The organism is Clostridium sp. UBA5988 (genome assembly GCF_002435615.1).
Classification (GTDB): domain Bacteria; phylum Bacillota; class Clostridia; order Clostridiales; family Clostridiaceae; genus Clostridium_J; species Clostridium_J sulfidigenes.
In genome coordinates, this window is the sequence record NZ_DJBA01000030.1 from 24571 (window position 1) to 37028 (window position 12458).

Here is a 12458-nt window from a genome sequence, read left to right on the forward strand (position 1 = left end):
TGATATAATTTAAAAATGTCGGAAGATTTCAATAATAACCAAGATGAGAAGGAGATTAGTTATGGAAATAAGTTTAAATTTAATAGAAGAAGCAGTTAAATCCAATAGCATTGAGGAAGTTAGAAAAGCATTAATTGAATACATAAGAGTTGAACCGGAAAATTCAGAAAAAATTATAAATGCATTAAATTATGCTAAAGAAAACATTAAGGGATTATTTGAAATTCATGATGGAGCAAAACTAGAAGAGGATAATAAGTGGACTAAAGAATATTTTTTGAAAACTCTTCAAGATTTATCAAATAACTTTTCAGAAGAAAGATTTAACCATTTGTGCTTAGTAGGGGCTTTTATATATCCAAATGAAGATATTATAGAACAGGATACAGTTATAATTAACAATGTGAAACCTATTTCAGATGCTGAAATTAAATTTGAAAAGGTAAAGTCTGCTCTTGCATTAGGAACTGGACTTTTAATAGGATACATCATTGGTAAAAAGATTAATAAAAAAAGATAATATATATTAAAATGCCCTATTAGTATTTTATTGAATTAATACTAATAGGGCATTTTAATGTTTTTAGGAATTATAATGTATTGAAACTATTTTACGATTTTTATTGAAAACTACCACTATATAATTCATATCTTTCAATGTGATTAATATGTTTTTGATAATCCTTATTCATTAAATTTATAGTAGTATAGCTTTCGCGATTAATAAAATTAGGATCTGATATTAATTTACAACCTAAATTGAATACATTATTTGCAGCTTCACAAGTTTTTTTTAAAAGCTCTCTGTCAATAACTGTAGCATCAATATTAATATATGGATTTATATCAATACAATTATCAATTTCTATAGGATTGCCACCTAAATCAGTTATTATTTTACATATTCTATATGCATGTTTTTGGTAATCACTTCGAACTTTAGATATTTGAGAAATAACATTTTCATTTTTAGAGTGCTTTATATAATCTTCAAAAGTGTTTATATCAATATATATGCCATGTAATAATTCGTTTAAACTATTAACTATATATTTTTTATCCAAGAAAATCAACTCCTTGCAATAATATTCATTATATTATTGCCTAAGTGGTATTGACATTATTCATATTAGAAAATATTTCAAAAGGATAAAAAGGCCATTTAATATATGACCTTTTCAAACCATACTAAGCTTTTATAACTGGTTTGTCTAGTTTTTCTGGGTCTTCTAGTTTTTCCATTGAGAATCCTGTGTATCCATAAACTATTGATATTATAGGATTTATATAGTTCAAGAAGCAGAATGGTGCATATAAGAAACAAGAAACACCAAGAGTAGTAGACATAAATGCTCCACAGGTATTCCATGGAATAAATGGTGATGTTAATGTTCCAGAATCTTCTAAAGCTCTAGATAAGTTCTTAGGTGCTAAGCCACGTTTAGCATATTCATCTTTATACATTCTACCTGAAATAACTATAGATAAATATTGATCCCCAGCTAATATATTAATAACTATGCAAGAAATTATAGTGATTAGTACAAGGGAACCTGTGTTAACTGCTAACTTAAGCAATTTTTCAGCAATTACATTTAAGAATCCTGCTTTCTCCATTACACCACCAAAGGTCATCGCACACATAATCAAAGAAACTGTATACATCATACCTTGTAGTCCACCACGGGTTAATAGTTCATCTACCACTTCAATTCCAGTTTCACTTACATATCCATCATTTAAAACATTAACTATATCGCCATAGTTAGCGCCTTGTACTAAAACTGCTAAAAGTACACCTGTAGCAACACCTATTAGTAGTCCAGGAATTGCAGGCATTTTTTTAATTACAAGTATTATTACTATTATTGGAGGTAGTAATAGAATAGGGCTAATTGCCCCAGAAGCTTTTAAACCATCAAATATTATATTTAGTTTAGAAACATCTAATTCTTGACCTGCATATTTCATTCCAAGGATAGCGAATAGTATAAGAGAAATTATTAAACTTGGTGTTGTAGTATAAAACATGTGCTTGATGTGATCAAATAAATTAGAACCAGCCATGGTAGGAGCTAAGTTAGTTGTATCAGAAAGAGGGGACATTTTATCTCCAAAATATGCACCAGATATAATAGCACCAGCTATCATTGGAGTAGGAATACCTAATCCTATACCAACACCCATAAGTGCTATACCTACAGTACCAGCAGTTGTCCATGAACTTCCAGTAGCTAATGAAACTATAGCACATATTATACATGTAGCTACTAAGAAAATACCAGGAGATAAAATTTTAAGTCCGTAATAAATCATTGTTGGTACAGTACCACTTAATATCCAAGCACCAATTAAAACTCCAATTATCATAAGTATTATAATTGCTTGCATTGACATTTGAATAGTATCAATAAATCCTTTTTCAAGATCTTCCCATTTAAATCCAATACATAAAGCTGTGATAGTTGCAGCTGCAGCTGCAATTATTAAAGGAATATGTGGACTTGATTCATAAAATATAATTGCAATAGATAGAGAAACAATGAGAACTAAAATAGGTATAAGGGCTTGCCAAACTTTTGGTTTTCTAGGGGGGGAAGCTATCTTACTAGATTTTTGTTTTTTTTCTTTCATTAACAACACACTCCTATATTAAATTCCAATTTAAGTAATTAAATAAATTATATATCAGTATAATTATAATTGCAATACTATTCAGAAAATTTATAAATTAAAAACTTATTTTTAATATTATGCATTTTGGAGGAAAAATATTGATTTAAATGGCTTTTATTATTCGATTATGAAGCTAGCTAAAATATTATATTCAATTTATTCTGATTAAAAAAGAGTACAAAAGAATTTTTGTACTCAGAGTTATTAAAAATATTATAATTATACATTTATATATTAAATGATTTATAGGCTGTAAGAAATTTATTTATATCATCTTCGTTATGACAAATTGATAAGAACATTGCTTCAAATTGTGATGGTGGTAAATTAATTCCTTTTTCTAACATATGCATAAAATATTTCCTAAATGTGTTTGTGTTGCAACTTTTGGCATCTTCATAATTATTAATTTCATTTAAATCTGTAAAAAATACAGTCATCATCCCACCAACTCTATTAATTACTACATTTATATTTTTTTCTTTTGAAATTTCTTTAATACCATTTTCTAATCTTGTTCCTATGGTTTCTATATGGGTATATATATCTTGTTTATCATGTAATTCTTTAACAGTTGCTATTCCAGCAGCCATAACAAGAGGATTACCTGACATGGTTCCTGCCTGATACACAGGGCCTAATGGAGCAAGTAGTTCCATGATTTCACGTCTTCCGCCATAAGCCCCACAAGGTAAGCCGCCTCCAATAATTTTACCATAGGTAATAAGATCAGGTTTAACATTTGGGAATAGCTCTCTTGCGCCTTTATATGCAATTCTGAAACCACACATTACTTCATCAAATATTAATAAAGTACCATTATCTTTACAAAGTTTATCTAAGTTCTCCATGAACTCCATAGAAGGTTTAACAACTCCCATGTTTCCAGCAATAGGTTCAATAATGACACAAGCTATATCATTACTATAAGCAGTAAATATTTCTTTTAAATTATCTATATCGTTATAATTAGCAACAATTGTATGCTCTATGTGTTCTTTAGGTATACCAGCGCTGCCAGGTATGCCACAAGTCATAACACCAGAACCTGCACTTACTAAAAATCCATCATAATGGCCGTGATAACAACCAGCAAATTTAACAATTTTATTTCTCTTAGTATAGCCTCTTGCTAATTTAATTGCACTCATAGTAGCTTCAGTACCAGAGTTAACCATTCTAATCATATCAATTGAGGCAGTTTCACATAAAAGTTTTGCTAAGTCTAATTCTAATTTTGTTGGTGCACCAAAGGCTATAGCAGTTTCTGAAGTGTTTTTTATAGCATCAACAACTCTGGAGTTACAATGCCCTAAAATCATAGGTCCCCAAGCTCCAACAAAATCTATGTATTCTTTATTTTCTTCGTCATATATTTTAGAACCCACACCAGATTTTATAATAGGAGGGGTGATACCCATATCCTTAAGTGCTCTTACTGGACTATTAACTCCTCCGGGAATATACTTTTTGCTTTCTTCAAATATAGTTTTATTGTTCATTAAGCTCTTCCTCCTAATTAATTTTATTTAGAAAAATACGTTCAATTAACTCATAGGCGTCCTTATTATTTCCTTTTAAAGTTTCTTCTTTTAAAACTTCAATGGCACGATTTATATATGTGTTAGCACTACTTTTTAAAAGGGTAGCTACAAGCTTGTCATTATCTTTAGTGTACTTTTTATTTTTAAAAGTTTTAAGATTATTTTCCACAAGTAATTTACCTTCTTCTTTTACATCTTTAATTATACCACTTAAGGACATTAACTTTAAAAAATTATTATATTCATCATAGTATTTCTTTATTATATATTTATTTGAATTCATAATATTTCTTCGCTGAATCTTATTTTCTTTATCTACATTTTGAAGATTATCTAAATTAAATAAACAGATATTTTTTAATTCACTACAAGAATCTTCAACATTAATTGGTAAGGAAAGATCAAAAATTAAAATTGGTTGTGAAGGGAGATCTTTCTTTAGTACAATTGGAGTAGGGGAAGAAGTACAGCATATTAAAGCATCTATATATTTATAAGTATCTACCATATTATCAATGGGTATAATTTCAATCTTTTTATTTTCCATTAATTTTATATTTTTTATTATAGTACTATGATTAATAGCCTTATCTGTATTTCTTACTACAATATATATTTTATCTAAGATATCTTGTTTTCCTATAAGATAATTTAAAGTTAATTGAGCCATTTTACCAAAACCTAATATTAATATATTTTTACAACCTTGGTCTATAGCTTTTTTAGCAGCAATAGATGAATATGACACAGGTGTCTTATATAGTTTACTTTCGGTTTTAAACTCTTTACCACAACTAATAGCCATTGTAAATAGCTTATCAAAAGAAGCTTTTATCACTTTTAACTCTTTACTTTTTAAGTAGGCATCCTTTACTTGACCTAAGATTTGATCTTCACCTAAAATTTTTGAATGAAACCCACAACTAACTTCCAGTAAGTGAGTTATAGCCTTGTTATCATTAGAGTAAAATATATATTTAATAAATTCTTCATCCCAATTAAGTGTATTGAATACTTCTTGTATTATGATATTTTGAGATAGGGAAGATTTTAAGTATATTTCTGTTCTATTACAGGTATTAATTATAACAACTTCTTCGCATAGAGTTTCTTTCATTTTTAGTAATATTCCATCTATATTATCTTGGGATATTGCTAGTTTAGCTCTTAAAATTAAGTCAAGTTCTTTCTTTATTCCAATTAAATGAATCATTTTTACCCCCAAATCTATGAAATTACTAAATTTTATTTAATCAAATTTAAAACCCACTACAAGTGGGCACATTATAACTCATATATTGTAACATGAAAATTATACTATATGAAAATTTTTTTGACAATGATAAAATAGGATAATAAAATTGTATTGTATAGATTACTAATTTCTAACAAATAAAAGGTGAGGTAATACTATGAAAAAAATTATTCTAAATATCCTTATTTCTATTACAGGTTTTGTTTTAGTTATTCTTATTTCTACTTTAATAGTAACAAGCATAAAACCTATTTATACTTACAGTATTAATAAATTTAATATGGAGGAGAGAACAAGCTTATCTATTGAGGAGATGAAAAAAAATTATTCTTATGTAATAGACTATTTGTTATATAATAACAACGACAAATTTGAACTACCATCTTTAGAATCATCAGATGCTGGTGCTTTTCATTTTAAAGAAGTAAAGGAATTATTTAAACTTGCTAAGATTACTATATTAAGTTTAATAATTACATTAGCCATATTGTCTGTACTGTATACTAGCAGTTATAAGAGCTATATTTATATAAAATATATTTCCGTTATATCAATTATAACTCCAGTTTTAATCTCAATAGTTGTAAGTATTAACTTTAATTTTTTCTTTACAATATTCCATAAAATTTTTTTTAATAATGATAAATGGATTTTTGATCCCAACACAGATCCTATTATAAACATACTACCTGAAGAGTTTTTTGCATTATGTGCTGTTTCTATTGGAATTCTTTGCATAGTCATTGGAATAGTATTATATGTGGCGTATTACAATTATAATAAAAAGATTTTAAAAAGATATTAGAAAAAATCTAATATCTTTTTAAAATTAAAGATAATTTACATTTACTTTTTTACCTAATTCAGTTAGTAATCTGGCTATGTCTTTAACAATCTTAATTTTTAAATTAAATTCATCTGGAAAAGATGGATTTTGATGAGCTGGATTAACTGCTTGCCCTATATATATATCTATGGATGTACCTTCATTAATTAACATATTAGTAATTCTAGAGGCTCCATCAGAGCCATTTATAGCACAGGGTATAGCATTCCTTTTAATAGAATTTAGATAATTTTTTAATAATTCTTTTACTTTATTTAAAGTTAGTATGCCTTCTGTAACCAAGTCTATACCTTTCATAAATCCCATAGGCGGGACTTCTGAAGTATAATGCTTTAAGTCTATCTCTATGGGGGTGTGTAATGCATTAGATATTATATTTGCAGTAGTGCCACCACATACAATTTTTTTACCTGTAGCATTTTTCACAAGATTTATAAGAATATCATCATCATCCTTATTTTTAGGCGGCCCTGTAAAGAGAGATATGTTTTGTTCCTTTCTTATCTTAATAGTTACTACTGTTGTATCATCCCCAGGTTTATTATCATATAAGTCTTTACAAACTTCTAATAGTTGTCTACATATGTTTTGAGCAATCACCTCTTTGTGGAGTACATTAGTTAGATATCTATTTATATGAGGCCATTCCCAACCTAAATTTAAGAGTCCACCTACACCAGCATGTACAACTCCGTCACTTATAATAACTAGAGCATCAGATTCATTCATATAAAATCTACTTTCAAAAATAACTTTACCATTCACTATACGTCGATTCTTCTTGATGTCACAACTACGATTATTTCTAAAAAGAAAAACAGGTGGATTATCGTACTCTACCATATATACCTCGCCACTGTTTTTAATTTTCACAATTGTAAAAGTGGAGTAGGCTAACTTTCTAACTTGACATTCAGGCAATGTATTAATTATAGTATCTATAGTCTCATCTATAGTAGCTCCTTCTTTTAACATAGTAACTGCAATTTTAGATGTTAAAGTCCCTAGTATATTAGCTTTAACACCACTGCCAAGACCATCTGACATCACTACGATAATTCCATCTTCTGTATTAGCAATTTCAACGTTGTCACCACAAAGTTCTTCACCGTGTTTATTCATACTCATATTAGCTACATCTAAGTAATATTTTCTCATATTAGTCTTCCTCTTCTAATACTTTTTTTAACTCTAGGATAGCAACTTTAGTTTCTGCAGTAGTTTCACCAAGTAAGCTAGCAATTTCTTGAGCAACCATCATTTGCTTGTTTATAATTGTTTGGGTAACATCAATAGATTTACGCTTCAATTCAGTCAATTCTAATTTCCTATTTTCTTCCTCAGTTATGTCTGTAAATGTTATCAATAAAGATGAGTGATTTTTAATATAAATTACACTTTTATACCCATGAAAATCTAACTTACTGTAGAAAACTTTTTTACCTAAAATATTCTTTTTTGTGTCGGCTACTTTTTTAAAGTCTAAGTCGTGTATAATTTCTGTTATAGGAACTCCTATTATACTTTCTTTTTCACAATTTAAAAACATTCTTCTTCCAGAGGGATTAATGTCCTTAATCAATAAGTTATCATCAATTATAATTAAAGCATTAGGTGAATTTTTAAATATTTCACTGTTCATATTTTCTGCTAATGATCTCATATAAGGTACACACATTTCTACCTCAGACATTCCATTGTAAACAGCAATAGCCTTTTCAACACAAGTGTTGTATCCACAAGCGCCACAGTTTAATTCATCTTCTTTAGTGTATTTTCCCATTTGTTTAAGAAGAACTTTAATTTCATCGTCTTTAGGTGTTAGCATATGGATTTTTTTATTTTCAAAGTTTCTTGTAAGATTAAGATTATCATTATTTATATTAATAACTTTTGAATTATTATTTTTGGTTTTTAAGTAATCTTGAATTCTTTGGAGTCTAGTGTATACAGATTCATTATCAGATAGTGTGCCTGGACCGCCAAGACAACTTTCATTACAGGCACTTAATTCTATACACACATTCTTTAAAGTGTTATTTTTAAGTTCCTCTAAAATAACTTTACAATTTTCCAGACCGTGAACCCTAATTACATTTAAATCTTTTTTATCAATAGTAGGTCTTATGGCATTTAATATTCCACCAACTACAGGATAGCGATCACCTCTTGTAGTACCGCTAAAATCCACTTCTCCATCTTCTAGTTCAGAATATTCAATACCATTTTCTTTTATATAGTCGATGATTTCGTCAAAGGTTAACACAGAATCAACAAATCCTAAATTAGATTCAGATAAAGCTTCATATTTTTTAGATACACATGGACCTATAAAAACAGTATAAGGTTCCTCATATCTATTTTTTATACTTTTTCCATGGGCGACCATAGGAGAGGATACTGGTAAAACTAATGGAATTAATTCAGGATAATATTTTTCTATTAACATTACTATGGAAGGACAGCAACTTGTGATAAATTCACTATTTGAACTACACTCAATCCTACATTCATATTCTTGAGTTACTAGTTCTGCACCTATGGAAACCTCTTCAATATAAGAAAAACCTAATTTTCTTAGAGCAGTTATCAATTTAGAAGGATGAGAGAATACTCCTCTAAAAGCAGGTGCTAATTGAGCAACAACTGTTTTATTGCTATTTAATGCTGCTTTGACATCATCAATATCTGAAAGCACATGACGGGCATTTTGAGGACATACGACTAAACAATGACCACAAAAAATACATCTATCTTCTTGGATTTTAGCTTGATCATTTAAGACTTCTATAGCTTTAACTGTACAAGTACGTACACATTTGTAGCAATTTTTACAGTTAGCGGAGGAAAAATTCATTACTTGCATAGATTCACCTTCTTAATTATATATTCTTCAAAGAATTTATCTACTTCATCTTCATTTACAGTATAAATGTTATCATCGACAGTAACACATACCGAATCAGTACAATGACCAAGACAAAATGAAGCTTTTAATTCTATTTTATCTGTTAAATTATTTAATTCTATTAAGCTTTTAATTCGATTTATAACATTATGAGAACCTCTTACATAACAAGCACTTCCAACACAAACTTTAACAATCAAAACAAAACCCCTCCTTAATCTGTATATATGTTATATAATAAATTATAGAACTTTGGTAAAACACCGTCAATCACATGTTGTTATACATTTGACAATGTTATAAAAGTAATGTAAATAATAAGTATAAAATTTATTATGGGAGGATATAAAATGAGATTAGTAGTTATTTCTGATATTCATGGTTCTTCAAAATACACAAAAAAAGCTATAGAAGTATTTAATAGAGAACAGGGTGATTATTTATTAATTCTTGGAGACATACTTTATCACGGGCCAAGAAATCCATTGCCGGAAGAGTATGATCCTAAAGAGGTAGCAAAGATACTAAATGAATATAGATATAAGATAATTGCAGTACGTGGAAACTGTGATTCGGAAGTTGATCAAATGTTATTGAATTTTCCATGCATGGGAGATTATTCTGTAGTTTTATATAATAACAAAAGATTTTTTTTAACTCATGGACACATATATAATGAGAATAATATGCCTAATATATCTACAGAAGATATAATGCTACATGGTCATACACATATATTAGGTCTTAATAAAAAGGATGGTATTTCTATAATTAATCCAGGTTCTATTTCTTATCCAAAGGAAAATAATCCTCATAGCTATGGAGTTGTAGATGGAGATGTATTCTATATAAAAACATTAGAGGGAACTATAATTCAAGAAATAGGATTGAGCTAAATAATATTATATATATAAAAGTAGAGGGCATTAAAAAACTTCCTCTACTTTTTAATTATTTTATCAATTATATTAGATTCAATTAATTCACTTTTACTAAATCCATTTCTAAAGTATCTCACTTGTTTATATTTAACTCCACCCATTTCAAAATCAAGGATATCAATTCTATCTCCCTTAAAAATTTCAGCTTCTTTCTTGCATTTTAGAAATATATGAATTTCCATATCATTCCTCCTTGTAGTTATTAATTAAATAGATTATATAACAACATAGATGATTTATTCAATAATATAGCTAAAGAAATTATTAAATTAAGTTAAATAGTATTTTAAAAAATTAAGTATGTAGGAATTATTTACGGGTGTTTTTGTACACATAAAGTCATATAATAATATATAATTAAAAAATTTCAAGAATAATTAAAAAATTGAGTAGGTTAACATGAAAATAAATGTTATAATGATATGTAAAGGTTCTGGTGGTTATATTGTTGCTATCTGTGCTGCAAAACTAAGTACTAAGGCTTTACTAACATAAAAGAAAAAACTTGTTAATAAAGCTAATCACATGGTTCCACCAAAAACAACTAATTTTAATTGCAGGAGGAGTATGTATGAACTTAGAACATGTTAAAAACATTGATTCAGAAATTTATGAAGCAATTTGTCTTGAAACTGCTAGACAGGAAAGTAAAATTGAACTTATCGCTTCAGAAAACTTTACAAGTGAGGCTGTAAGAGAAGCTATGGGGTCCACTCTTACCAATAAATATGCAGAAGGCTATCCAGGAAAAAGATATTATGGTGGTTGCGAATGTGTAGACGTTGCTGAAAACATTGCTAGAGATAGAATGTGTAAACTATTTGGTGCAGACCATGCCAATGTTCAACCTCACTCAGGTTCTCAAGCTAATATGGCAGTTTATATGAGTGTATTAGAACCAGGAGATAAAGTATTAGGAATGAATTTATCTGATGGTGGACACTTAACCCATGGAAGTCCAGTTAACTTTTCAGGAAAGTTATATAAATTTATATCTTATGGAGTAGGTGAAGATGGATTTATAGATTATGATGCATTAAGAACTGTAGCTTTAGAGGAAAAACCTAAAATGATAGTTGCGGGGGCTAGTGCTTACCCAAGAATAATAGAATTTGATAAAATAAGATCAATATGTGATGAGATAGGTGCATATATGATGGTAGATATGGCTCATATAGCTGGACTTATTGCCGCAGGTGTACATCCTAGCCCAGCTCCATATGCAGACTTTATTACAACAACAACTCATAAAACTTTAAGAGGACCAAGGGGTGGGGCAATACTTTGCAAAGATAAGTATGCAAAACTTGTAGATAAAACTATATTCCCAGGGATACAGGGTGGTCCATTAATGCATACTATTGCAGCTAAAGCTATTTGCTTTAAAGAAGCTCTAGACCCATCTTTCAAAGAGTATCAGCAAAAAGTTTTAGAAAATGCTAAAGCTCTTGCAAGTGCATTAAAAGAAAGAGGATTTAAATTAGTGTCTGATGGTACCGATAATCATTTAATTCTTGTGGATTTAAGAAATAAAGATATTACAGGAAAAGCAGCGGAGCATCTATTAGACGAAGTTGGAATCACTGTAAATAAAAATACAATACCTTTTGAATCCCAAAGCCCATTTGTAACTAGTGGTATTAGAATAGGTACTCCTGCTACTACTACTAGAGGTTTTGGAAAAGAAGAAATGATTGAAATTGCTGATATAATGAATTGGGCAATTGATAACAGAGATGCTGATTTATCACCTGCTAAGGAAAGAGTTAAAGCTCTTTGCAATAAAATTCCATTATATAAGTAAAGTATTTGTAATAACTAAGGACCTAGCATTTTCACTGCTAGGTCTTTATATTTTTTATAGAATATAAGAATGAATGCAAAGTAAAATTTACATTATATTGACTTATGTGTTTAAACATCTTATAATTATGGGTGAAAATTAAATAGTATTTTAGGTGCTTTTTAAAAGTGAAAAGGGAATATGGTTAAAATCCATAGCAGCCCCCGCTACTGTAAATGATGACGACCCTCAAATACCACTCTTAATAGGGGAAGGTGAGGTTAGAATGATTCATAAGCCAGGAGACCTGCCTAAATATGAGCTTTCGGAGGGAAATGAGCTATTTTAGTGACTAAGTTAATATGTATAAGTAAAATTGAAAATTTTGGTAAGTTTATCTTACTTAGATTTAAACTTATATTTTTTATTTTACTAAGATGGAAATTTTAATTATTTGGCAAGGGAGCTTTTCTTCCTTGCTTTTTATTTTATTTAAATTGAAAC

General features: G+C 28.8%; 12 protein-coding genes and 1 riboswitch. Of the genes, 4 read left to right on the top strand and 8 right to left on the bottom strand.

Annotated elements, in window-relative coordinates:
* The first annotated feature begins 61 nt into the window (after positions 1-61).
* Positions 62-520: a hypothetical protein gene (locus tag B3J31_RS07800; protein WP_035132239.1), complete on the top strand. Its 459-nt coding sequence runs from the start codon at positions 62-64 to the stop codon at positions 518-520.
* A gap of 100 nt (positions 521-620) precedes the next feature.
* Here B3J31_RS07800 and B3J31_RS07805 read toward each other — a convergent pair whose 3' ends face one another.
* The 4 genes from B3J31_RS07805 to hemA all read right to left on the bottom strand — a co-directional run bounded on the left by B3J31_RS07805 (position 621) and on the right by hemA (position 5433).
* On the bottom strand, positions 621-1064 hold the full coding sequence (locus tag B3J31_RS07805; RefSeq protein WP_150845556.1) for a hypothetical protein: 444 nt from the start codon (positions 1062-1064) through the stop codon (positions 621-623).
* 124 nt (positions 1065-1188) lie between these two features.
* Complete coding sequence (gene nhaC / locus B3J31_RS07810) at positions 1189-2634, bottom strand: Na+/H+ antiporter NhaC (RefSeq protein WP_346867267.1); 1446 nt, start codon at positions 2632-2634, stop codon at positions 1189-1191.
* 269 nt (positions 2635-2903) lie between these two features.
* Positions 2904-4178, bottom strand: coding sequence for a glutamate-1-semialdehyde 2,1-aminomutase (hemL, locus tag B3J31_RS07815; RefSeq protein ID WP_346867266.1), 1275 nt, complete (start codon positions 4176-4178; stop codon positions 2904-2906).
* A gap of 13 nt (positions 4179-4191) precedes the next feature.
* Positions 4192-5433 (bottom strand): glutamyl-tRNA reductase, encoded by a 1242-nt coding sequence (gene hemA, locus B3J31_RS07820; protein ID WP_150845553.1) that lies wholly within the window; start codon positions 5431-5433, stop codon positions 4192-4194.
* Between the two features lie 199 nt (positions 5434-5632).
* Here hemA and B3J31_RS07825 point away from each other — a divergent pair, with 199 nt between their 5' ends.
* Positions 5633-6280 (top strand): TIGR01906 family membrane protein, encoded by a 648-nt coding sequence (locus tag B3J31_RS07825; RefSeq protein WP_346867265.1) that lies wholly within the window; start codon positions 5633-5635, stop codon positions 6278-6280.
* 24 nt (positions 6281-6304) lie between these two features.
* Here B3J31_RS07825 and B3J31_RS07830 read toward each other — a convergent pair whose 3' ends face one another.
* Genes B3J31_RS07830 through B3J31_RS07840 form a run of 3 tightly spaced genes read right to left on the bottom strand, consistent with a single transcriptional unit; the run spans position 6305 to position 9430 of the window.
* Positions 6305-7480: a SpoIIE family protein phosphatase gene (locus B3J31_RS07830; protein WP_346867264.1), complete on the bottom strand. Its 1176-nt coding sequence runs from the start codon at positions 7478-7480 to the stop codon at positions 6305-6307.
* Position 7481: 1 nt separating this feature from the next.
* A complete protein-coding gene (locus B3J31_RS07835; RefSeq protein WP_346867263.1) occupies positions 7482-9188 on the bottom strand; it encodes a [Fe-Fe] hydrogenase large subunit C-terminal domain-containing protein in 1707 nt (568 codons plus the stop codon).
* Positions 9179-9430: an NAD(P)H-dependent oxidoreductase subunit E gene (locus tag B3J31_RS07840; protein ID WP_242844112.1), complete on the bottom strand. Its 252-nt coding sequence runs from the start codon at positions 9428-9430 to the stop codon at positions 9179-9181. Before B3J31_RS07840 ends, B3J31_RS07835 begins: the two co-directional genes overlap by 10 nt.
* A gap of 150 nt (positions 9431-9580) precedes the next feature.
* Between B3J31_RS07840 and yfcE the strand changes: the two genes are divergently transcribed.
* Complete coding sequence (gene yfcE / locus B3J31_RS07845; protein ID WP_346867262.1) at positions 9581-10126, top strand: phosphodiesterase; 546 nt, start codon at positions 9581-9583, stop codon at positions 10124-10126.
* 44 nt (positions 10127-10170) lie between these two features.
* Here the strand turns inward: yfcE and B3J31_RS07850 are convergent, their stop codons facing one another.
* A complete protein-coding gene (locus B3J31_RS07850) occupies positions 10171-10353 on the bottom strand; it encodes a hypothetical protein (protein ID WP_346867261.1) in 183 nt (60 codons plus the stop codon).
* Between the two features lie 389 nt (positions 10354-10742).
* Between B3J31_RS07850 and glyA the strand changes: the two genes are divergently transcribed.
* Complete coding sequence (gene glyA, locus B3J31_RS07855; RefSeq protein ID WP_346867260.1) at positions 10743-11975, top strand: serine hydroxymethyltransferase; 1233 nt, start codon at positions 10743-10745, stop codon at positions 11973-11975.
* Positions 11976-12110: 135 nt separating this feature from the next.
* Positions 12111-12283: riboswitch (cobalamin riboswitch) on the top strand.
* Positions 12284-12458: the final 175 nt, after the last annotated feature.